Below are 21,344 nucleotides of genomic sequence, written 5' to 3'. Positions count from 1 at the left end.
CTATGTAATGTCGCCGGTCAGATCCAACCGGGCCGCGGGTATACCGGGTGCAAGTACAACAGAGAAGCTGTGCTAAAGTCAGCCTCCTTTTTCAAAACGCCGCGTGATATGACCGACTCCAGTCCGAGCGCAAGCCCTTCGAGCTTGAAAATATACTTCCGCCTGCTCAGTTACGTTAAGCCCTACATGGGCTTGTTCGCGTTGAGTATCCTTGGATTTCTGATTTTCGCGTCGACCCAACCGATGCTGGGTTACATCCTCAAGTACTTTGTAGACGGCCTTTCCAATCCGGAAGCCGTGTTGTTCCCCACCGTACCCTTCCTGCGCGATCTGCAACTGCTGCAGGCGGTGCCGCTGCTGATCATCCTGATCGCGGCCTGGCAGGGCCTGGGTTCGTTCCTGGGCAACTATCTGTTGGCCAAGGTCTCCCTGGGGCTGGTCCATGACCTGCGGGTGCAGTTGTTCAACAACTTGTTGACGCTGCCCAACCGTTACTTCGATAACCACAACTCCGGGCACCTGATTTCCCGCATCACCTTCAACGTGACCATGGTCACGGGTGCGGCAACCGATGCCATCAAGGTGGTAATTCGCGAAGGCATGACGGTGATCTTCCTGTTCGCCTCCCTGCTGTACATGAACTGGCGCCTGACGCTGGTCATGATCGCGATCCTGCCGTTGATTGCGGTAATGGTCAGCACCGCCAGCAAGAAATTCCGCAAGCAGAGCAAGAAGATCCAGGTGGCCATGGGCGACGTGACCCACGTGGCCTCGGAAACCATCCAGGGCTACCGCGTAGTGCGCAGCTTTGGTGGCGAAGTCTACGAAGAGAAGCGCTTTTTCAAGGCCAGCCAGAGCAACACCAACAAGCAACTGCGCATGACTCGCACCGGGGCGATCTACACCCCGGCGCTGCAGTTGGTGATCTACTCCGCCATGGCCGTGCTGATGTTCCTGGTCCTGTATCTGCGTGGCGATGCCTCGGCGGGTGACATGGTGGCCTACATCACCCTGGCTGGCTTGTTGCCCAAGCCGATCCGTCAGCTATCGGAGGTCAGTTCGACCATCCAGAAAGGTGTTGCGGGCGCCGAGAGCATCTTTGAACAGCTGGACGAAGACGTTGAGGTCGACCACGGCACCATCGAGCGCGACAAGGTCAATGGCCGCCTGGAAGTGCGCAATCTGAACTTCACCTACCCAGGCACCGAACGCCATGTGCTCAAAGACATCAGCTTCACCGCCGAGCCTGGGCAGATGATCGCTCTGGTGGGCCGTTCAGGCAGCGGCAAGTCGACCCTGGCCAGCCTGATCCCGCGTTTCTACCACCATGAAAGCGGTGAGATCCTGCTCGATGGCGTAGAGATCGAAGACTACAAGCTGCTCAACCTGCGCAAGCATATTGCTCAGGTCACCCAGCACGTGACCCTGTTCAGCGACACCGTAACCAACAACATCGCCTACGGCGACCTGGCCGGTGCGCCCCGCGCCGACGTTGAAGCGGCGGCGGCGGATGCCAATGCCAAGGACTTCATCGACCAGTTGCCCAAAGGCTTCGATACCCAGGTCGGTGAGAACGGCGTGCTGTTGTCCGGCGGCCAGCGTCAGCGCCTGGCGATTGCGCGCGCCTTGCTCAAGAACGCGCCGCTGCTGATTCTCGACGAGGCCACTTCGGCCCTTGATACCGAGTCCGAGCGGCATATCCAGGCGGCACTGGACAAAGTCATGCAAGGCCGTACGACCTTGGTGATCGCGCACCGATTGTCGACTATCGAGAAAGCCGACCTGATTCTGGTTATGGATGACGGGCGGATTGTCGAGCGCGGCACCCACGGCGAGTTGCTGGCGCAGAACGGCTATTACGCTCGCCTGCATGCCATGGGGTTGGATGCGCCAGTAGCGGCTGACATCACCTGATCCAGCAGCGACACAGAGCTAATGTAGGGGGCTTGCCTCCGATAGCGGTGGATCAGCCGGCATTTGTGCAAGCTGATACACCGCCATCGGGCGCAAGCCCCCTTCCACATTTGGCCTGCAGTGCGCGCAAGCGACCGCAAACCCTGTGCTAATATCGCGCCCCTGTTCATTTTGTATGTGGGTTGCTCCATGAAGTTGTCCATGCCGCGATTCAATCAAGCCGCTGTCTTGGTGGTCGGCGATGTCATGCTCGACCGTTACTGGCATGGTGGTACCTCACGGATTTCCCCTGAGGCTCCGGTACCGGTCGTCAAGGTCGAGCAAATCGAAGACCGCCCGGGTGGCGCTGCCAACGTCGCTCTCAATATTGCCGCCCTCGGTGCCCCGGCTTCCCTGGTGGGTGTGACCGGCGACGACGAAGCTGCCGAAAGCCTGGCCAACAGCCTGCAGGGGGCCGGCGTGCGTGCACTGTTCCAGCGCATCGCCCATCAGCCGACGATCGTCAAGCTGCGGGTCATGAGCCGTCACCAGCAATTGCTGCGTATCGATTTTGAAGAGCCCTTCGCCACCGACGCCCTGGCCCTCGGCGACCAGGTCGAGGCGCTGCTCGAAGGTATCAAGGTGCTGGTATTGTCCGACTACGGCAAAGGCGCCTTGCAGAATCACCAGGTGCTGATCCAGGCCGCCAAGGCTCGCAACATTCCGGTACTCGCCGATCCCAAGGGCAAGGATTTCTCGGTGTATCGAGGCGCCAGCCTGCTGACGCCTAACCTCAGTGAGTTCGAAACCATCGTCGGCGGTTGTGCCGATGAGCACGAACTGGTGAGCAAGGGCGCGGCGCTGATGGCCGAGCTTGATCTGGGCGCCTTGCTGGTGACCCGTGGCGAGCACGGTATGACCCTGCTGCGACCTGACCATCCGGCCATGCACCTGCCGGCGCGGGCCCGTGAAGTGTTCGACGTTACCGGTGCCGGTGACACCGTGATTTCCACCCTGGCGGCGTCTATCGCGGCCGGTGAGGAACTGCCCCACGCCGTGGCCCTGGCCAACCTGGCGGCGGGCATTGTGGTGGGCAAGCTGGGTACCGCGGCCATCAGCGCACCGGAGTTGCGCCGTGCGATTCAGCGCTCCGAAGGCTCGGAGCGCGGCGTGCTGGGCCTGGAGCAGTTGCTGCTGGCGATTGACGATGCACGTGCCCATAACGAAAGCATTGTGTTCACCAACGGTTGCTTTGACATCCTGCACGCCGGGCATGTGACCTACCTGGAGCAGGCGAGTGCCCAAGGCGATCGCTTGATCGTCGCGGTCAACGATGATGCTTCGGTTAGCCGCCTGAAGGGGCCGGGCCGTCCGATCAACAGTGTTGACCGGCGCATGGCGGTGCTGGCGGGCCTGGGCGCGGTGGACTGGGTGATCAGCTTCTCCGAGGATACTCCGCAAAATCTGCTGGCCCAGGTCAAGCCTGACGTGCTGGTAAAGGGTGGTGACTATACCGTCGACCAGGTCGTGGGGGCGGATATCGTCAGCGCCTACGGCGGTAAGGTCAAAGTGCTGGGCCTAGTTGAAAACAGCTCAACCACCGCTATCGTCGAGAAGATCCGTAATAATGATTGATACTAAAAAGTGGGTTCTGATCACTGGCGGCGCTGGCTTCATCGGCTCACATTTGGTTGATGCGCTGCTTGCTGGAGGCTATTGGGTCCGCGTGCTGGATAACCTGTCCACTGGCAAGCGAAGCAATTTGCCGCTCGATAACGAGCGAGTCGAACTGCTTGAAGGTGACGTCGCCAATGCCGAAGAGGTGGCGCGGGCCCTTGTTGGTGTGACGGCGGTGGTGCACTTGGCGGCTGTAGCTTCGGTACAAGCATCGGTGGATGATCCCGTCAGCACCCATCAGAGCAATTTCGTCGGCACCTTGAATGTCTGCGAAGGTATGCGCAAGGCCGGTGTGAAGCGTGTGGTATTTGCCTCCAGCGCAGCTGTGTATGGCAACAATGGTGAAGGTGCTTCGATTGACGAGCAGACAGCTAAAGCCCCATTGACGCCCTATGCTTCGGACAAGTTGGCTGGCGAGTACTATTTTGATTTTTACCGCCGCCAGCATGGGCTGGAGCCGGTGATTTTTCGTTTCTTCAATATTTTCGGACCCCGCCAGGATCCGTCATCGCCGTACTCCGGCGTGATCAGCATCTTTAGCGAGCGTGCCCAGCGTGGCTTGCCTATCACCGTGTACGGCGATGGTGAGCAGACCCGCGATTTCATGTATGTGGAAGATCTAGTCAATGTGCTGGTGCAGGCCGTTGAAGTGCCAGACGCTCCCTTGGGGGCCATTAACGTCGGCTGGAGCCGCACCACCACCCTCAGGCAGGTTCTGCAGGCGCTGGAAGAGGCCTTGGGCTCGTTGCCTGCTGTGACATATGAAGCGGCGCGCTCGGGCGATATTCGGCATTCAAGGGCGAATAACCAACGGTTGTTGGCCAGTTTCACGCCGCCCGAGCCTACCCCGTTGAAAGTGGGGCTGGAGCGCCTGTTGAACAGCTGACGGTTTTACCTGCATGAGCCGAGGTGGACAGAACCGTCCTCCTCGCGCCTCAATGAAAGGTTAGCGCATCAGCTCCTGATGTTTTTCTTCGGCACGATCTTGCGCAGCATCTGCCGCGCCTTGCCGGTCAGGCGCTTGAGTTTCGAGTCCTTTTCCGGCTCTGCCAGGCCTTGCTGGCGCAGCCAATCCTTCCAGCGAATCCGCTCATCGCGCACCAGCCAGCCCTCTTGCTGGGCAAAGCTTTCCGCCAGGTACAAACCGCGTGTGCTGGCCGGGTACAGCTGATCTTTCTTGACGGTATACAGTTCGGCCAACGGCTCGCCGTCTTTCAATGGCATCAGGTACAGATCCGGGCGCTGACGATCCAGGCGCGCCACCAGTTGGTCACCTTCCAGGCGTTCATCCACATGGAACAAACTGAGGGACTTGGCTTCCTTTGGCACTTCCAGGCGCAGGTCATAAATCAATTGCAGCGATGCCGTCGGCAGGTGCACATAGGCCCGTGGGCGCTCGATCAGTTGCGTGGTGGCGCAGCGTACCGGGCGTGCGGCGCCGGACAGGGGGCTCAGGCGAAACGGTAGGGCTTCGCGGTAATGCAGGGCGGCGGAGTAGGGCGCCGGTAGCCAGGTATCATTGAAGCGCCCGCCGAGCCAGCCTTCAGGCGTCTCCAGCAGGCACTCTTCGGCAATTTCCTGGATCGCGGTGTGCAGCGGCAGGTTCAGTTCATGGGCCGGTACGTAGCCGGAGATCAGCTTGAGCACCACATCGCCGCGGTCCTGACGACGCTGGCGCACCAGCACCCAGTAATCCTTGTTTTGCCAGTGCAGTGTCAGGCGCACCGAGACGCCGAGGTTCGCCAGTTCCAGGGCGAAGCGTTCGGCATCCGGCACCTCCACCGGCTTGCGCCGTTGCAGGGTCTGGGCAAAGTTGAGCGGCATGCCGACGCTCTGGTAGCTCAGGCCTTCGGGGGTGGCCTCTACGTGCAGCGGCAGTGTCTTGAAGTTACTGGGGTTCTTTCTTATGAGCGTACGCGGCATGTCGGCTCCTTTGTGCGACGGGGTCGGCCGCGTGGGCGGCATCAGAGTTGACGGATGACTCGGGCAGCGGTTGCCACGTTATGGGCCAGGTGCAGCGGATTAATGGTCCCGACAATAGCACTGGCGACGCCCGTTTGCGCAAACAACAGCTGGAAACTGGCATGAATTGGATCCATTCCTGGCTCCAGGCACACGTGACCGCTGGCCAGGGCTTTTTTTACCAGGATGCCCTTGCCATGGGTGGTCGCGTAATCGATCACGGCTTTCTCGGCCTGTTCATTGAGGTTGTAGGTGACCATCGCGCAATCGCCCTGTTCCAGGGCCTTTATGCCGCCTTCGACGGTTTTGCCGGAGAAGCCGAAACCGCCGATCTTGCCGTCCTTCTTCAGTTGGGCCAGGGTCTGGTAAACCTCGCAGTCGTTGAGGATGTGCAAGTCGTTACCGTCGGAGTGCACCAGCACCAAATCGATAAAATCCGTTTCAAGGCGTTTCAGGCTGCGTTCGATCGACATTCGCGTATGGGCCGCGCTGAAGTCGTGACGGGACACGCCATCGGCAAACTCTTCGCCGACCTTGCTGACAATCACCCACTCGTTGCGCTGGCCACGCAGCAACGGGCCCAGGCGTTCCTCACTCATGCCGTAGGCGGGGGCGGTGTCGATCAGGTTGATGCCCAGCTCGCGAGCCTGGCGCAGCAGCATTCGCGCCTCGTCGTCGCCGGGAATCTGAAAGCCGCTGGGGTATTTGACCCCCTGGTCGCGGCCCAGCTTGACGGTGCCCAGTCCCAATGGCGACACCAGCAGGCCGGTGCTGCCCAACGGGCGATGCAGGTCGTGCAGGGTTGGCAGGCTCATGGCAACAGTTGCTCCCAGGCGGGTTGGCCGATAGCCGGTTTTGGCAGTTCGGGCAGTGGGGTGCTGGCGCCGGGGCGAATGCCGTCTCGCTCCAGAGCGTGGAGGACGCGGTCGGCGAAGTCCGGTGCCAGGGCCAGTTTGGTCGGCCAACCGACCAGCAGGCGGCCGTCTTCGGCCAGAAAGGCGTTGTCGGGCCGGCTCAGCCCCGATTGCAGCGGCTCGGCGCGCTCCACCCGCAGGGTCGCCCACCGGGTCTGGCTCATGTCGATCCAGGGCAGCAGGTGCGCCAGCTCTTTCTGGGCGGTGGCAATTTGTTCGTCAGGCGTACGCGCCACGCCATCGGCCTCGGCGATATCCCCGCCCAGGTACCACACCCAGTTGCCATCGGCGGCCGGGTGGGTGGTTACGGTGATGCGTGGCTTGGTACCGCCGCCCAGGCAATGGGCATACAGCGGCTTCAGGCTCGGGCCTTTGGCGATGATCATATGCAACGGGCGTTTTTGCATGGCCGGCTGGCTCAGGCCCAGGGCCGCGAGCAGGTCAGCGGTGCCGGCGCCGGCGCTCAGCACGATGCGCTGGGCACGGATCTCGCGGCCATCGACCTTCAAGCCCACCAGCGTATTACCGTCCAGCAACGGCTCGATTTGCTGGCCTGCGAGCAAGCCGTCACCCGCCAGTTGCGCCAGGCGTTCGATCAGGCTCGGTACGTCCACCACCAACTCTGCCAGACGATAGACCTTGCCCTTGAAGCGGCGGTCTTGCAGGGCAGCAGGCAGCTCTTCGCCCTTGACCTGATCAACGCGGCCGCGCACGGCCTTGCTGGCAAAAAAGCTGGTGAGGTTGCCGGCGAGGGTGCCCGGGGACCACAAATAATGCGCTTGGGACAACACGCGCACACCAGACAGATCCAGCTCACCGTCACCCGCAAGGGCTTCACGCCAGCGCCGCGGCATGTCGGCAATGGCTTCGGAGGCGCCGGTGAGGGCGCCATGCAGGGCGTATTTCGCACCGCCGTGAATGATCCCCTGGGACTTCACGCTTTGCCCGCCGCCCAGGCTGGCGCTTTCTACCAGTACCGTGGAAAACCCCTGGCGGCGCAGGCGCGCATTGAGCCAGAGCCCGGCAACCCCGGCGCCGACAATCAGAACGTCGGTGGAAATAACGGATGGCATCGGCGACCTCAGTGTTCAAGACAAGAGGCGCAGTATACAGGCTGTTGAGTGACGGTCAGTGCCCGGCGGTTTTCGAGAACAGCTGAATCACCACCACGCCCAGCACGATCAGGCCCATGCCCAGCATCGCCGGCACATCCAGCTTCTGCCCGTAGATGAACAGCGCCGCGACACTGACCATCACAATCCCCAGCCCTGCCCAGACCGCGTAAGCCACGCCCACGGGCACGGTGCGCACCACCAGGGTGAGCATCCAGAACGCTACGCCATAACCCGCGATCATCAGCAGCAGCGGGATCGGTGTGCTCAAGCCTTTGACCGCTTTCATGGAGACGGTGGCGATCACTTCCGAGCAAATGGCAATGGCCAGGTAGCAGTAGGCGGCGTTCATGGGGCAATCCTCAAGGTGAAGCTGGTTTGATAAGGTCGGCATTCTAGAGGTTCAACAGATGCGGTAAAGTCATTACCTATCCGAATTCAAGATAGGTTCAACCATGAGCGTGCAGTGGGATCTGGAACAGATGCGCCTGTTTGTCAGCGTTGCCGAGCAGCGTTCGTTCTCTGCCGTAGCGCGCGGGCAACGCAAGGCGCAATCGGCGGTCAGCAATGGCATCGCCCTGCTGGAGGCGGACCTGGGCGTCAGCCTGTTTGAACGTAGTAGCGGCCGCCAGCCACGCCTGACCGAAGCCGGCAGCGTGTTGCTGGAAGAAGCACGTGAAGTGCTGCGCCAATGCGAGCGGCTTAACGGCCGGGCGCTGTCCCTCACCCGCGGCGAGGAAGCCTGCCTGCGGCTGGCCCAGGATGAGGCGATGTTGTTTCAGCCAGTGCTCGACAGCCTGGAGGCGCTGGCGGTGCAGTACCCGCTCCTGGAAGTGCAGCTGTCCAGCGCCGCCCAGGGCGATGTGGCGCGCAAGCTGGTGGAGCGCCAGGCGGACCTTGGGTTGTTGTTCTATCACGACCAAATCCCGGAGGCCCTTGAGCGGCGGGTAGTGGGCAGTGTGGAAATGGTCACGGTATGCGGGGTGAATCATGCGCTGGCCAAGGAAACTTACGTGACTTGCCAGCATTTGGCCCAGCATCGGCAGTTGCTGATGTCGACCCAGACCAGCGTCTATCCCGGCAGCGAAGCGGCCAGCCCTCTGGTGTGGCGAGCCGACAGCTTCTACGTATTGGCCGAATGGCTGATGAGCGGCCTGGGCTGGGCCTGGCTGCCTCGGCACATCGTGCAATACCCGACCTACCAACAACAGATGGTCGAGTTAGCCAGCGAATGGACACCGCCGGCGCTGGTCGTGGAACTGGTATGGAGGCGCGATGAGCATCTGGGGCCCGCCGCTCGCTTCCTGGCCAAACGATTTGCCGAGTGCTTGCAGGCGATCGACTGAAAAAGCCGATAAACTCCGCCGCCATGAATAGAACTCTCTACAGCTGTCTGTTTTACCTGGCGCTGCCGTTGGTGGCCTTACGTTTATGGCTGCGCGCGCGCAAGGCACCGGCCTATGCCAAGCGTGTGGGCGAACGGTTTTCCTATGGCTTGCCGGTGATGCGCCCCGGCGGCATCTGGGTGCACGCCGTTTCGGTGGGCGAAAGCATTGCCGCCGCGCCGATGATTCGCGCTTTGCTGGCGCGGTATCCGCAACTGCCGATCACTGTCACCTGCATGACGCCTACCGGTTCCGAGCGTATCCAGGCGTTGTTCGCCAATGAGCCGCGCATCCAGCATTGCTACTTGCCCTACGACTTGCCTTGCGCCGCCAAGCGTTTTCTCGACCGTGTGCAGCCCAAGCTGGCGGTGATCATGGAAACCGAGCTATGGCCCAACCATATCCATGCCTGCGCTCAACGCGGTATCCCGGTCGCGCTGGCCAATGCACGTTTGTCGGCGCGTTCGGCAAAGGGCTACGCCCGGTTTGCCAAGCTGACGGCGCCGATGCTGGCGCAAATGAGCCTGTTCGCCGTGCAGACGCAAACCGAGGCGGAGCGCTTTCGCAGTCTGGGCGCACGGCCTGAAACGGTGGAGGTGACTGGCTCGATCAAATTCGACCTGACCATCGACCCCCAATTGACGGCCCGCGCCGCTGACCTGCGTGAACAGTGGGGCGCCAGCGACCGGCCAGTGTGGATCGCCGCCAGTACCCATGAAGGTGAAGACGAAGTGGTGTTGGCTGCCCATCGCCAATTGCTGGCGAGCTATCCCAACGCGTTGCTGATTCTGGTGCCGCGTCACCAGGAGCGCTTCGACCCGATGTTCGAGCTGAGTGTGCAACAAGGGTTTGCCACGGTGCGTCGCTCCAGCGGTGAGCCGGTCACCGAGCAAACCTCGGTGCTGCTCGGCGATACCATGGGTGAGCTGCTGTTTCTCTACGCCCTGGCCGACAGTGCCTTTGTGGGCGGCAGCCTGGTGCCGACCGGCGGGCACAACCCGCTGGAGCCGGCGGCTTTGGGTAAGCCTGTGATCATGGGGCCGCACCTGTTCAACTTCCTCGAAATCAGCACGATGATGCGCGACGCCGGGGCGTTGCGAGAGGTGGATGATGCAGACGGTTTGGCCGAAGCGGTGCGCCAATTGTTCGAACTGCCGCAGGATGCGCGCAGGATGGCGCAGGCGGGGTTGAAAGTGATGCAGGCCAACCAGGGTGCGTTAAAACGCCTTTTGGACGGTTTGGAAAGATTGATCGCTCACTGACCCAGCGCCCATCAAATGTGGGAGGGGGCTTGCTCCCGATGGCAGTGGGTCAGCCAACCTATTGGGCGACTGACACAGCGCTATCGGGAGCAAGCCCCCTCCCACATTGGTTATGCGGTGAGCTTAATAGCCCGGGCGGGCCTTGAGCTGTTCGGCAGCGGCCTTGGCCAGGTCCGGCGGCAGGAAGTCCTTGTCCGGGTTGTAGTCGGCCTTGAGGTAGCGCGCCAGGTCTTGCAGGTCCCCTGGGTTCAGGGTGCCCGCGGCCTGTTTCAAGCGCAGGTTGTCGAGGATGTAGTCGTAGCGGCTGTTGTTGTAGTTACGCACTGACGCATACAACTGGCGCTGTGAGTCCAGCACATCGACGATGTTGCGCGTGCCCACCTGATAACCGATTTCCGTGGCTTCTACCGCGCTCTGGTTGGAAATGATCGACTGGCGGCGTGCCTGCACCTGCTCCACGTCGGTGTTCACTGCACGGTGCAGGTTGCGGGTGTTTTCCACCACCTGGCGGCGCAGGCCCTCGCGCTGTTGCTCGGACTGGTCGAGGCGTGAATAGGATTCGCGCACTTGCGAACTGGTGAGGCCGCCGCTGTAGATCGGGATGTTCAAACGCAGGCCGATGGTGCGTTGCGACACATCGCCACCGTACGGGATAGGCAACTGATTCGGGTTGCTGAACCCCAGGGCGTCGTTGTCGCCTTTTTCGTATTGCGCGACCGCATCGAGTGTCGGCAAGTGGCCGGCCTTGCGCTGCCTGAGGGTTTCTTCGGCGGCGGTCACGGCGTAATTGCTGGCCAGCAGATTGAGGTTCTGACGCCCGGCGGTTTCGACCCAGGCCTTGGCGTCGTTCGGCGCCGGCGGCAGCACCGGCAGCGTATGGACGATGCCCTGGATCGAGTTGTATTGGCGGTTGGTCAGGGTAATCAGCGCTTCGAAAGCGTCGTCTACCTGGCGCTGGGCCACGATGCGGTTGGCCCGGGCGGTGTCGTAGCTGGCCTGGGATTGCAGCACGTCGGTCTTGTCCGACAGGCCCACATCGAAGCGCTCATTGGACTGGTCGAGCTGACGCTTGAAGGCATTTTCTTCGGCCTTGGTCGACGCCAGGTTGTCCTGGGCACGGAGCACGGCGAAGTAGCTCTCGGCACTTTGCAAAATCAGGTTCTGCTCACTGGCCGACAGTTGCAGCGAGGCTTGCTCGTTGACGGCTTCGGCAGCTTGCAGCTGGAACCAGCGATCGGCGCGGAACAGCGGCTGGCTCAGGGTAGCGCGCCAGGAGTGGGCGTCACGGTTGGCCGTGGCGGCGGGCTGGTCGATCTGGGTGCGCACATTGTTACTGTCGGCGCCGGCCGACAGGTTCGGCAGCAAGCCTGCGCGCGCCTGGGGCACCACCTCTTTTTGCGCGCCATATTGAGCGCGGGCAGCGGCCAGGTCGGCGTTGTTGCTCGCCGCTTCCTGATAAACGCTGACCAGATCGGTGTTGGTGGACAAGGGCGCTTCAGCTGCCCAGACCAGTCCGTTGGTCGCACAAGACACGGCAAGAGCCAGTGAAAGTTTGCGCAGCATGAGGCGATCCCTAATTTAAATATTACGGCAATAATTTAGCGCTCAAGGCTAAGGCTGGCCATTCCTGGCGTCAAGCCTTGAAGCAGTGCCCGAGTGTAGTTGTCGGACCTGCGCACAACAATCCCACGATCACGCCATTCATCACGCTGAATGCACCGCTATTGGCAATTTGCCCACGCCATGGTCTAGACTGGCCGCGTTCTTGTCGGGGTGCCTTGTTGGAAGGCTGAGATCGGTAAATACCGGATCCCGTTGAACCTGATCAGGTTAGCGCCTGCGTAGGGAACAAGATTTCTCGTCACCCGGCGAGTCCTCTTGTGCTTCGTCCGGGATGTTGTTCGACAATCGAACAGCCCTCGTGCGCCAAGCACAGCACTGATTCCAGTGCGTCCGTCCGTCACAGGTTCGCTCCGACAAAAATCCACCGCCTGGATCAGTTGGAGAGCCCGTGATGAGCACTGAGATAAAAAGTACAAAACCAAAAAATACTGTGCACCTGAGTGAATCGGCCAAGGTCGACTCCGGCTCCGTGCAGCCGTTTACCCGCTCGCAGAAAATCTACGTGCAGGGCTCGCGCCCCGACATCCGCGTACCGATGCGGGAAATCAGCCTGGATGTGACCCCCACCGAGTTTGGCGGCGAAATCAACGCCCCTGTGGTGGTTTACGACACCTCCGGCCCCTATACCGACCCCAACGTCATCATCGATGTGCGCAAAGGCCTGGCTGATGTGCGCTCGCCGTGGATCGAAGAGCGGGTCGATACCGAGCGGTTGTCCTGCCTGAGTTCCAAATACGGCCAGGAACGCCTGGATAACCCGGACCTGGCCTACCTGCGCTTTGCCCACCTGCAAAACCCGCGTCGGGCGAAGGCCGGTGCCAACGTCAGCCAGATGCACTACGCACGAAAAGGCATCATTACGCCCGAGATGGAATACGTGGCCATCCGCGAAAACATGAAGCTCGAAGAAGCCCGTGCAGCCGGCCTGCTCAAGCAACAACATGCCGGGCACAGCTTTGGTGCCAGCATTCCGAAAATCATCACGCCTGAATTCGTGCGCGAAGAAATCGCCCGCGGCCGCGCAATTATCCCGGCCAACATCAACCACACCGAGCTGGAACCGATGATCATCGGCCGTAACTTCCTGGTGAAGATCAACGGCAATATCGGCAACAGCGCCTTGGGTTCGTCCATTGAAGAGGAAGTGGCGAAAATGACCTGGGGTATCCGCTGGGGTTCGGACAACATCATGGACTTGTCCACCGGCAAACATATTCACGAAACCCGCGAATGGATCATCCGTAACTCGCCCGTACCAATTGGCACCGTGCCGATCTACCAGGCCCTGGAAAAAGTCGACGGCGTGGCCGAGGACCTGACCTGGGAGTTGTTCCGCGACACCCTGATCGAGCAAGCCGAGCAGGGTGTGGACTATTTCACCATCCACGCCGGCGTGTTGCTGCGTTACGTACCGCTGACTGCCAACCGCGTGACCGGCATTGTCAGCCGTGGCGGCGCGATCATGGCCAAGTGGTGCCTGGCCCACCACAAGGAAAACTTCGCCTACACGCATTTCGAAGAAATCTGCGAAATCATGAAGGCCTATGACGTCAGCTTCTCCCTGGGGGACGGCCTGCGCCCGGGTTCGGTGGCCGATGCCAACGACGCTGCGCAATTCGGCGAGCTGGAAACCCTGGGCGAGTTGACCAAGATCGCCTGGAAGCACGACGTGCAGACCATGATCGAAGGCCCCGGCCATGTGCCGATGCAGTTGATCAAGGAGAACATGGACAAGCAACTGGAGTGCTGCGACGAGGCGCCGTTCTACACCCTCGGCCCGCTGACCACCGACATCGCGCCGGGCTACGATCACATCACTTCAGGTATCGGCGCGGCGATGATCGGCTGGTTCGGATGCGCCATGCTCTGCTACGTCACGCCCAAGGAACACCTGGGTTTGCCGAACAAGGATGATGTGAAGACCGGGATCATCACCTACAAGATCGCCGCACACGCCGCAGACCTTGCCAAGGGCCATCCGGGTGCGCAGATTCGCGATAACGCCTTGAGCAAGGCACGCTTCGAATTCCGTTGGGAAGACCAGTTCAATCTCGGCCTGGACCCAGACACCGCACGGGCGTTTCACGACGAAACGCTGCCGAAGGAGTCGGCCAAGGTGGCGCATTTCTGCTCCATGTGCGGGCCGAAATTCTGTTCGATGAAGGTGACTCACGAAGTGCGTGAGTATGCGGCCAACCAGCGTATTGAAGCGGTGGATGTGGACGTGGCCAAGGGGTTGGCCGAGCAGGCGGAGCGGTTCAAGCGCGAAGGCAGTCAGCTCTACAAGAAGGTCTGATCCCGAGTCGGCGGTGCCTGCACGGCCGTCATCGCGGGCAAGCCCGGCTCCCACAGTTGATCGAGTTGTAGACAATTTTTGTGTCCACAGCCGGTCCCCTGTGGGAGCGGGCTTGCCCGCGATAGCGATCTCCCAAACAACAAGTGCCCCTTAGAGATCACACCCTTGGGCGGTCAGTGGCCCGCTGACGTTTGTACGGCAAATCCTGCGCAAATGGGGGATTTGGCTGCTGGCACTGGCGGGCGCCGGGCTCGGCATTCCGCTGCTGTTGATTCTGCTCGATGAGTCGGAAAACGCCTTTGCCGATATTCACTCGGCGGCGGTGTCCAGTGGGATGCTGTTGCGTATGAAAGTCGAGCACCTGGCGTTGGCCATTGGCCTGGTCTGTACCTTGATTGCCTGTTTTGCACCCTTGGCGCAATACCAGAACTTCCTGCTGCTGATCGGCTCAGTGTTTGCGCCGCTGTTCGGCGTGGTCGGTGCGACCCTGCCGGCATTGCTGCTGGCAGGGCTGTTGCAGTTGATTCTGGGCCGGGTTAGTGGCGTGCAGGCATCAGTTCAGGCTTGATCACACCCGTGAGGCGCGTATAGGGGATGGTAATTTCGATCAGCCCCTGTGCGTAAGGGGCGATGGTGGCAACGTTGTACTTGAGTACTACGCCACCACTGGTCAAGGCCACGTTCGGGGTTTTCTGGAATGGCCAGTTCTTCAGGAACTCCGGATCGCGGTCCATCTTGGTGTTGATCAACCAACTGTTATGCGCAACTTTCGCGGTGTTCCAGAATGCCTGCTCCTGGCCCGGCAGCAACATGTCGGCCAGGCTCAACTCCTTGTGCAGCAGGCGTGAATAGTTGATGAAACCACGGCCCGGCTCACCATGAGCGACGCCGGTGTCGAGGTAGCTGGACACTTCAACGATCACCAGTGCGTCATGTTGCTCGCGTACCTTGGCTTGCAGATACATGCTGTGGCGGTCCGCGGATTCGCGCAGGAACTTGTCTCGATAGGCATTGAGCGTGGCAGGCACACTGGCGCCAGGCGTAGTGCGGGTCATCTGCAGCAGGCGCTGTTCCACCAGGCTGTCGAGTTGCGGGTCGGCGGGGAAGTGTACGGTATCGATGTTCACCAGTGGGCAGTCCGGGCTATCACAGCCAGGCTTGATCTGTTCCGACTTGTCGGTCGTGACGTCCAGCGGCTTGAGCTGGCCGGGTTGGAACAGGCTCTGGCAAGCACCCAGGGTCAAGGCAATACAGGCCATGGAGGCGATTTTGAAAAGCGACATGTGTGTCCTTCGTAAATCGATGGAAAGCGAAAAGAGTAGCGCTTGGACTGCCAACAAGGCAGTCAGTTCGCCACTAGACTGATGGGGGAGAGTTTGACGTCCGCCGCCGGTCCCGGCAACCGGAAAGGGGCTGCATCAACGGGCAACGGCGCGTTAGGATGGCGCCAATTGCACAAGCACACTCCTTGTCAAAGAGAGGAAACACATGACGGACACCGCGAAGTCCACGCCGAACAAGATCGAGATCGTTCAGCGCGACAATAGCTACCAGGGCTTCTACAAGCTCGATCACGTGCAACTGCGCCACGAGAAATTCGACGGTGGCATGAGCCGCGTGATCAGCCGCGAAGTCTTCGTTCGCCATGACGCTGTGTGCGTGCTGCCCTACGACCCGCAACGTGACGAGGTGGTGCTGATCGAACAGTTCCGCGTGGGCGCCATGGGCCGCGCCGGCAACCCGTGGTTGGTAGAGATGGTCGCCGGCCTGATTGACAAGGATGAGCAACCGGAGGAGGTTGCACACCGCGAGGCCGAGGAGGAAGCTGGGTTGACGTTCTCCGCGCTGTGGCCGATCACCAAGTACTTCCCGTCGCCCGGCGGCAGTACCGAATTTGTCCACCTGTACCTGGGCCGTTGCGACGGCACGGGTGCTGGTGGCATCCATGGATTGGAAGAAGAGGCAGAAGATATCCGCGTCACCGTCTGGGCATTCGAAGACGCCCTGCAAGCGGTGCGCGACGGCAAAATTTCCAATGCAGCCAGCATCATCGCCCTGCAATGGCTTGCGCTTAACCGCGCGGAAGTGAGGGGGCTATGGCAGTAAAGGCACGGGAACGTTATCGAGTTGACCTGATCGGGCTGCAAGCCGCCTGCGAGGCCAATTATGCGCGGCTGATGCGCCTGCTTCCCGACATGCGCCACACTCCTGAGGCGCGGCGTATCGCCGTGACCCATGGCGACCAGATGCTTGGTGTGCTGACCCTGGAAGTCATCGTCAATTGCCCGTACACCACCACCCTGCGCGTACGCCAGGAACACAGCCTGCCCTGGCTGCCGGTGCCGCAACTTGAAGTGCAGGTGTACCACGACGCGCGTATGGCCGAAGTGATCAGCGCCGAACATGCGCGACGCTTTCGCAGCATCTATCCTTACCCGAATGTGTTCATGCACCAACCCGATGAGAAAGCACAGCTCAATGTGTTCCTCGGTGAATGGCTGAGCCACTGCCTGGCCCTGGGCCATGAGTTCGAAGTGGTGCGCTAGATGTGAATTGAGCCTGTTTCTCAGGTTTCCTCTTTGAGTCCTGCCCTAGCATAATCGTCAAATTATCCATGCCTGTGATTGCCAGGGAGAGCGCCTTGCCTCGCGTACCGACCATGAACCCTGATGCTGCGTTGTTGGTGCAATTGTCCGACAGCCATCTGTTTGCCGAAGCGGGCGGTACGCTGCTGGGCATGAACACCCGTGCAAGCTTGCAAAGCGTGATCGACTTGGTGCACGAGCAACAGCCGCGTATTGACCTGGTGCTCGCGACGGGCGACTTGTCCCAGGACGGCACACTGGCGTCGTACCAGCTATTTCGGAACATGACCGCGCCCATCGGTGCGCCGGCGCGCTGGATCCCGGGTAATCATGACGAGCCGCAGGTCATGGCCGAGGCCGCTGTGCAAAGCGATTTGCTCGAGCCCGTGGTGGACGTGGGCAACTGGCGCATAACCCTGCTGGACTCCGCGGTACCGGGTTCGGTGCCCGGTTACCTGCAGGATTCGCAACTGCAATTGCTTGCCCAGGCCCTGAGCGAGGCGCCCAGCCGCCATCATCTTGTGTGCTTGCACCATCATCCAGTGTCCATCGGCTGTGCGTGGATGGAGCCGATCGGCCTGCGCAATCCCGAGGCGCTGTTTGCCGTGCTTGACCGCTTCCCGCAGGTCAAGGCGCTGCTCTGGGGGCATGTGCATCAGGAAATCGACCGCGAGCGCAACGGCGTGCGGTTGCTGGCCTCACCGTCTACCTGCATCCAGTTCGCGCCGGGCAGCGAGGATTTCCAGGTCAGCGAGCAAGCGCCGGGGTATCGCTGGCTGCGCCTGTATGCCGACGGGCGGTTGGAGACGGGGGTAGAGCGGCTTCGGGACTTCGCGTTTACCGTCGACTACGGCAGCAACGGCTATTAAGACCTGCAAACACTGATCAAATGTGGGAGGGAGCAAGCCCCCTCCCACATGGGTTCTGCGGTGTCTGGAAGATCGGGTGCTCACACCTCACTCCGATCCCTGTAAACTGCGCCTCTTTGGCCCAAGCACGGAGAGCCCGGCATGTCCGCTTCGATCCTGTATATCCACGGCTTCAACAGTGCGCCAGCCTCCAACAAGGCCAGCCAGTTGATCACCGTAATGGGCAAGCTTGGCCTGTCCGACCGTTTGCGTGTGCCGGCCCTGCATCACCACCCGCGTCAGGCGATTCTGCAATTGGAGCAGGCCATTGACCAACTGGGGCGGCCGCTGCTGGTCGGCAGCTCACTCGGCGGCTACTATGCAACCCATCTTGCCGAACGCCATGGCCTGAAGGCGCTGCTGGTCAACCCGGCGGTCAGCCCCCATCGGATGTTCGACGGTTACCTGGGCACCCAGAAGAACCTCTACACCGATGAGACCTGGGAGTTGACCCATGATCACGTCGCAGCGCTGGCCGAGCTGGAAGTACCGGCGCCGCAGGATGCAGGGCGGTATCAGGTGTGGTTGCAGACCGGGGACGAAACCCTGGATTATCGCCTCGCCCAAGCGTATTACCGAGCCTGTGCCTTGCGCATCCAGGCCGGTGGCGATCATGGTTACCAAGGGTTCGCCGAGCAACTGCCGGCCTTGTTGAGTTTTGCCGGCATTGGCGCAGATCAGTATCAATCCTTCGATTTTTCGTCACTGTAAAAAATCGCAGGTCACTTTTTAATCGAACGACTCACGACGAGACCCCATGGCCACTCCCAGCGCTAGCTCTTATAACGCCGACGCCATCGAAGTCCTCTCGGGCCTCGACCCGGTGCGCAAACGCCCCGGCATGTACACCGATACCAGCCGGCCGAACCACCTTGCCCAGGAAGTCATCGACAACAGCGTCGACGAAGCCTTGGCCGGGCACGCGAAGTCGGTACAAGTCATCCTCCATGCCGATCACTCCCTTGAAGTGTCCGACGATGGTCGCGGCATGCCGGTGGACATTCACCCGGAAGAGGGCGTGTCGGGCGTCGAGCTGATCCTCACCAAACTGCACGCCGGCGGCAAGTTCTCCAACAAGAACTACCAGTTCTCCGGTGGTTTGCACGGCGTGGGTATTTCGGTGGTCAACGCCCTGTCGACGCAAGTGCGGGTCAAGGTCAAGCGCGACGGTAACGAGTACCAGATGACCTTCGCCGATGGCTATAAAGCCACCGACCTGGAAGTGGTTGGCACCGTTGGCAAGCGCAACACCGGTACCAGCGTGTACTTCGCCCCGGACCCGAAATACTTCGATTCGCCGAAATTCTCCATCAGCCGGCTCAAGCATGTGCTCAAGGCCAAGGCCGTATTGTGCCCCGGCCTGCTGGTCAGCTTTGAAGACAAAGGCACCGGCGAGAAGGTCGAATGGCATTACGAAGATGGCCTGCGCTCCTACCTGGAAGACTCCGTCAGCGACTTCGAACGCCTGCCCAACGAGCCGTTCTGCGGCAGCCTGGCGGGTAATAAGGAAGCCGTCGACTGGGCGTTGCTGTGGTTGCCCGAAGGTGGCGACAGTGTGCAGGAAAGCTACGTCAACCTGATCCCCACCGCCCAGGGCGGCACCCATGTCAACGGTTTGCGCCAGGGCTTGCTGGATGCCATGCGCGAATTCTGCGAATACCGCAGCCTGTTGCCGCGCGGCGTGAAGCTGGCGCCGGAAGACGTGTGGGAGCGCATCGCGTTCGTGCTGTCGATGAAGATGCAGGAGCCGCAATTCTCCGGCCAGACCAAAGAGCGCCTGTCGTCCCGTGAGGCGGCGGCATTTGTCTCCGGTGTGGTCAAGGATGCCTTCAGCCTGTGGCTCAACGAGCACCCGGAACTGGGCCTGGCCCTGGCGGAGCTGGCGATCAACAACGCCGGTCGTCGCCTGAAGGCCAGCAAGAAAGTCGAGCGCAAGCGCATCACCCAGGGCCCGGCATTGCCCGGCAAACTGGCCGACTGCGCCGGGCAGGACCCGATGCGTTCCGAGCTGTTCCTGGTGGAAGGTGACTCTGCCGGCGGTTCCGCCAAACAAGCGCGGGACAAAGAGTTCCAGGCGATCCTGCCGTTGCGCGGCAAGATCCTCAACACCTGGGAAGTCGACGGCAGCGAAGTGCTCGCCAGCCAGGAAGTGCACAATATCGCTGTCGCTATCGGTGTCGACCCTGGCGCGGCGGACATGAGCCAGCTGCGCTACGGCAAGATCTGCATCCTCGCCGACGCCGACTCCGACGGCCTGCACATTGCTACGTTGTTGTGCGCCTTGTTCGTGCAGCATTTCCGCCCATTGGTGGATGCCGGTCACGTCTACGTCGCCATGCCGCCGCTGTACCGCATCGATTTGGGCAAGGAGATTTTCTACGCCCTGGACGAAGCCGAGCGCGATGGCATCCTTGATCGGCTGGTGGCCGAGAAAAAACGCGGCAAGCCACAGGTCACGCGATTCAAGGGCCTGGGTGAAATGAACCCGCCGCAGTTGCGCGAAACCACCATGGACCCCAATACCCGGCGCCTGGTGCAACTGACCCTGGAAGACTTCGCCGGCACCTCGGAAATGATGGACATGCTGCTGGCGAAGAAGCGTGCGCCAGATCGCAAAGCCTGGCTGGAATCCAAGGGCAACCTGGCCGAGGTTCTGGGCTGATGCGCACAGGCTTCGCCCTGGCGATGCTGATGTTGAGCGCACTGGCAACTCCCCACGTGTTTGCCGCCGGCGTGGCAGAGCTGCAGCTGGTATCCGAGCACCCGGTGGACGGCATGCGCGGCGGTAACCTATCGGGCCTGGCGTTGTGTGGCGCAGAACTGTGGACGGTTTCCGACCGCGATGATGATCAGATCTACCGCCTGGATACCCGCGCACCGACCTGGAACGCCAAAGCTCTGAAGATTGACGTGCCGCCCGTGCCCGAGTCGGGTTTGCCCTGGGGGCTGCGTTCACGCACCAAGGCCGCGTCGTTCATTCGCGGTGGTGACCTGGATTTCGAGGGCATCAGCTGTGATGCCGCAGGTAACCGCTACATTGTCAGCGAAGCCCATGCTGCAGTGCTGCAGGTACCTGCGACGGGCGCGCCCGAGTGGTTGAAAATCGCCCCGGGCATGGTGCGTGAGGCGCGGGCCAGTGGCATGTTGCTGCACTTCAATGCCTTGTTCGAGGGACTGGCGGTGAACCCCGAAGGCAACCAGATCTGGCTGGCCGCCGAGCGTGAGCGTCGCGGCCTGATCTCGATCAAGCGCGGGCAGAGCGTATGGGATTGCGATGGCCGGTGCGTGTTGTTGAGCGAGGCCGGGCAGGAAGTGCAACCGGCGCAGTTTACCAACGCCAAGGCAGTGTCCAATGACTTTGCCGACCTGGCGCTGTTCAATGGCAAGCTGTTTACCCTGGAGCGCAATGCGTTCCAGATTTGCCGACGCGACACAGTCACGGCCAGGGTTGAGCTGTGTTGGTCGTTTGCTGAAGAGACCCTGACGCCGCAGCGGCGTTATCCACAGCCTTACGGCCTGGCCGAAGCCCTGCTGTTGGACGCCGACGGTGCATGGATCGGTATAGACAACAATTTCGGCCCCCGCGCCGATGGTGAAAAACGCCCCGTGGTCTATCGTTTCGCCGCCCCTGCCGGTGGCTGGAGCGCCCAGCCATGAGCCAGCCGTTTTTTCAATTGACCCGGCGCAGCGGCAGTTCCGCTGCGCGTTACCCAACAATGATGAGGCC

18 protein-coding genes, 1 pseudogene and 1 riboswitch are annotated in these 21,344 nt (G+C 61.2%); of the genes and pseudogenes, 13 read left to right on the top strand and 6 right to left on the bottom strand.

Annotated features, from left to right (window positions below):
• The first annotated feature begins 108 nt into the window (after positions 1–108).
• The 3 genes from msbA (at position 109) to J1G33_RS08960 (ending at position 4,456) form a co-directional block, all read left to right on the top strand.
• Positions 109–1,914 (top strand): lipid A export permease/ATP-binding protein MsbA, encoded by a 1,806-nt coding sequence (gene msbA, locus J1G33_RS08970; protein ID WP_032878254.1) that lies wholly within the window; start codon positions 109–111, stop codon positions 1,912–1,914.
• A gap of 189 nt (positions 1,915–2,103) precedes the next feature.
• Complete coding sequence (gene hldE / locus J1G33_RS08965) at positions 2,104–3,528, top strand: bifunctional D-glycero-beta-D-manno-heptose-7-phosphate kinase/D-glycero-beta-D-manno-heptose 1-phosphate adenylyltransferase HldE (protein ID WP_005784159.1); 1,425 nt, start codon at positions 2,104–2,106, stop codon at positions 3,526–3,528.
• Complete coding sequence (locus tag J1G33_RS08960; RefSeq protein ID WP_005784161.1) at positions 3,521–4,456, top strand: NAD-dependent epimerase/dehydratase family protein; 936 nt, start codon at positions 3,521–3,523, stop codon at positions 4,454–4,456. Before hldE ends, J1G33_RS08960 begins: the two co-directional genes overlap by 8 nt.
• A 68-nt stretch (positions 4,457–4,524) precedes the next feature.
• On the opposite strand, the gene J1G33_RS08955 is transcribed toward J1G33_RS08960, so the two are convergent.
• The 4 genes from J1G33_RS08955 to J1G33_RS08940 are packed head-to-tail and all read right to left on the bottom strand — an operon-like array spanning position 4,525 to position 7,910.
• The gene (locus tag J1G33_RS08955) at positions 4,525–5,493 is read right to left on the bottom strand and encodes a hypothetical protein (RefSeq protein ID WP_005784162.1); all 969 of its coding nucleotides are present in this window, start codon (positions 5,491–5,493) and stop codon (positions 4,525–4,527) included.
• Between the two features lie 41 nt (positions 5,494–5,534).
• Positions 5,535–6,347 carry an aldo/keto reductase gene (locus J1G33_RS08950; protein ID WP_032878250.1) on the bottom strand — a complete coding sequence of 271 codons (813 nt, stop codon included), beginning with the start codon at positions 6,345–6,347 and terminating at the stop codon, positions 5,535–5,537.
• Positions 6,344–7,519 carry an FAD-dependent oxidoreductase gene (locus J1G33_RS08945; RefSeq protein ID WP_223017951.1) on the bottom strand — a complete coding sequence of 392 codons (1,176 nt, stop codon included), beginning with the start codon at positions 7,517–7,519 and terminating at the stop codon, positions 6,344–6,346. The genes J1G33_RS08950 and J1G33_RS08945 overlap by 4 nt, the downstream gene beginning before the upstream one ends.
• A gap of 55 nt (positions 7,520–7,574) precedes the next feature.
• Positions 7,575–7,910 (bottom strand): multidrug efflux SMR transporter, encoded by a 336-nt coding sequence (locus J1G33_RS08940; RefSeq protein ID WP_005784167.1) that lies wholly within the window; start codon positions 7,908–7,910, stop codon positions 7,575–7,577.
• Positions 7,911–8,013: 103 nt separating this feature from the next.
• On the opposite strand from J1G33_RS08940, the gene J1G33_RS08935 reads away from it, so the two are divergent.
• Positions 8,014–8,904: a LysR family transcriptional regulator gene (locus tag J1G33_RS08935; RefSeq protein WP_032878246.1), complete on the top strand. Its 891-nt coding sequence runs from the start codon at positions 8,014–8,016 to the stop codon at positions 8,902–8,904.
• 23 nt (positions 8,905–8,927) lie between these two features.
• Positions 8,928–10,205, top strand: a complete 1,278-nt coding sequence (gene waaA, locus J1G33_RS08930) for a lipid IV(A) 3-deoxy-D-manno-octulosonic acid transferase (RefSeq protein WP_032878244.1) — start codon at positions 8,928–8,930, stop codon at positions 10,203–10,205.
• Positions 10,206–10,328: 123 nt separating this feature from the next.
• Here the strand turns inward: waaA and J1G33_RS08925 are convergent, their stop codons facing one another.
• Positions 10,329–11,768, bottom strand: coding sequence for a TolC family outer membrane protein (locus J1G33_RS08925; RefSeq protein WP_005784173.1), 1,440 nt, complete (start codon positions 11,766–11,768; stop codon positions 10,329–10,331).
• Between the two features lie 196 nt (positions 11,769–11,964).
• Positions 11,965–12,070: riboswitch (TPP riboswitch) on the top strand.
• Positions 12,071–12,219: 149 nt separating this feature from the next.
• Between J1G33_RS08925 and thiC the strand changes: the two genes are divergently transcribed.
• The gene (thiC, locus tag J1G33_RS08920) at positions 12,220–14,124 is read left to right on the top strand and encodes a phosphomethylpyrimidine synthase ThiC (protein WP_262416772.1); all 1,905 of its coding nucleotides are present in this window, start codon (positions 12,220–12,222) and stop codon (positions 14,122–14,124) included.
• A 226-nt stretch (positions 14,125–14,350) separates the two neighbouring features.
• A pseudogene (locus J1G33_RS08915) lies at positions 14,351–14,692 on the top strand (putative hydroxymethylpyrimidine transporter CytX); the annotation flags it as partial.
• On the opposite strand, the gene J1G33_RS08910 reads toward J1G33_RS08915, so the two are convergent.
• Entirely contained in the window at positions 14,661–15,407 is a 747-nt protein-coding gene (locus J1G33_RS08910) for an RsiV family protein (protein ID WP_032878238.1), read from the bottom strand. The pseudogene J1G33_RS08915 and the gene J1G33_RS08910 overlap by 32 nt on opposite strands.
• A 205-nt stretch (positions 15,408–15,612) precedes the next feature.
• Here J1G33_RS08910 and J1G33_RS08905 point away from each other — a divergent pair, with 205 nt between their 5' ends.
• The 6 genes from J1G33_RS08905 to J1G33_RS08880 all read left to right on the top strand — a co-directional run bounded on the left by J1G33_RS08905 (position 15,613) and on the right by J1G33_RS08880 (position 21,274).
• Positions 15,613–16,230, top strand: a complete 618-nt coding sequence (locus J1G33_RS08905) for an NUDIX domain-containing protein (RefSeq protein WP_032878236.1) — start codon at positions 15,613–15,615, stop codon at positions 16,228–16,230.
• The gene (locus J1G33_RS08900) at positions 16,221–16,670 is read left to right on the top strand and encodes a DUF1249 domain-containing protein (RefSeq protein ID WP_003209507.1); all 450 of its coding nucleotides are present in this window, start codon (positions 16,221–16,223) and stop codon (positions 16,668–16,670) included. The genes J1G33_RS08905 and J1G33_RS08900 overlap by 10 nt, the downstream gene beginning before the upstream one ends.
• A 95-nt stretch (positions 16,671–16,765) precedes the next feature.
• Positions 16,766–17,578 carry a 3',5'-cyclic-AMP phosphodiesterase gene (gene cpdA / locus J1G33_RS08895; RefSeq protein WP_148852931.1) on the top strand — a complete coding sequence of 271 codons (813 nt, stop codon included), beginning with the start codon at positions 16,766–16,768 and terminating at the stop codon, positions 17,576–17,578.
• A gap of 141 nt (positions 17,579–17,719) precedes the next feature.
• A complete protein-coding gene (locus tag J1G33_RS08890; RefSeq protein ID WP_078820136.1) occupies positions 17,720–18,328 on the top strand; it encodes a YqiA/YcfP family alpha/beta fold hydrolase in 609 nt (202 codons plus the stop codon).
• Positions 18,329–18,374: 46 nt separating this feature from the next.
• Entirely contained in the window at positions 18,375–20,279 is a 1,905-nt protein-coding gene (gene parE, locus J1G33_RS08885; RefSeq protein WP_005784190.1) for a DNA topoisomerase IV subunit B, read from the top strand.
• Positions 20,279–21,274, top strand: coding sequence for an esterase-like activity of phytase family protein (locus tag J1G33_RS08880; RefSeq protein ID WP_223017950.1), 996 nt, complete (start codon positions 20,279–20,281; stop codon positions 21,272–21,274). The genes parE and J1G33_RS08880 overlap by 1 nt, the downstream gene beginning before the upstream one ends.
• Positions 21,275–21,344: the final 70 nt, after the last annotated feature.

It is taken from the genome of Pseudomonas sp. P867 (assembly GCF_019891455.1).
Classification (GTDB): Bacteria; Pseudomonadota; Gammaproteobacteria; order Pseudomonadales; family Pseudomonadaceae; genus Aquipseudomonas; species Aquipseudomonas synxantha_A.
This window is presented reverse-complemented; position numbering and strand designations above follow the sequence as displayed.

Coding starts and splice junctions, on each gene's coding strand:
- msbA (WP_032878254.1), top strand. CDS start 109: ATGACCGACTCCAGTCCGAGCGCAAGCCCTTCGAGCTTGAAAATATAC.
- hldE (WP_005784159.1), top strand. CDS start 2,104: ATGAAGTTGTCCATGCCGCGATTCAATCAAGCCGCTGTCTTGGTGGTC.
- J1G33_RS08960 (WP_005784161.1), top strand. CDS start 3,521: ATGATTGATACTAAAAAGTGGGTTCTGATCACTGGCGGCGCTGGCTTC.
- J1G33_RS08955 (WP_005784162.1), bottom strand. CDS start 5,493: ATGCCGCGTACGCTCATAAGAAAGAACCCCAGTAACTTCAAGACACTG.
- J1G33_RS08950 (WP_032878250.1), bottom strand. CDS start 6,347: ATGAGCCTGCCAACCCTGCACGACCTGCATCGCCCGTTGGGCAGCACC.
- J1G33_RS08945 (WP_223017951.1), bottom strand. CDS start 7,519: ATGCCATCCGTTATTTCCACCGACGTTCTGATTGTCGGCGCCGGGGTT.
- J1G33_RS08940 (WP_005784167.1), bottom strand. CDS start 7,910: ATGAACGCCGCCTACTGCTACCTGGCCATTGCCATTTGCTCGGAAGTG.
- J1G33_RS08935 (WP_032878246.1), top strand. CDS start 8,014: ATGAGCGTGCAGTGGGATCTGGAACAGATGCGCCTGTTTGTCAGCGTT.
- waaA (WP_032878244.1), top strand. CDS start 8,928: ATGAATAGAACTCTCTACAGCTGTCTGTTTTACCTGGCGCTGCCGTTG.
- J1G33_RS08925 (WP_005784173.1), bottom strand. CDS start 11,768: ATGCTGCGCAAACTTTCACTGGCTCTTGCCGTGTCTTGTGCGACCAAC.
- thiC (WP_262416772.1), top strand. CDS start 12,220: ATGAGCACTGAGATAAAAAGTACAAAACCAAAAAATACTGTGCACCTG.
- J1G33_RS08910 (WP_032878238.1), bottom strand. CDS start 15,407: ATGTCGCTTTTCAAAATCGCCTCCATGGCCTGTATTGCCTTGACCCTG.
- J1G33_RS08905 (WP_032878236.1), top strand. CDS start 15,613: ATGACGGACACCGCGAAGTCCACGCCGAACAAGATCGAGATCGTTCAG.
- J1G33_RS08900 (WP_003209507.1), top strand. CDS start 16,221: ATGGCAGTAAAGGCACGGGAACGTTATCGAGTTGACCTGATCGGGCTG.
- J1G33_RS08890 (WP_078820136.1), top strand. CDS start 17,720: ATGTCCGCTTCGATCCTGTATATCCACGGCTTCAACAGTGCGCCAGCC.
- parE (WP_005784190.1), top strand. CDS start 18,375: ATGGCCACTCCCAGCGCTAGCTCTTATAACGCCGACGCCATCGAAGTC.
- J1G33_RS08880 (WP_223017950.1), top strand. CDS start 20,279: ATGCGCACAGGCTTCGCCCTGGCGATGCTGATGTTGAGCGCACTGGCA.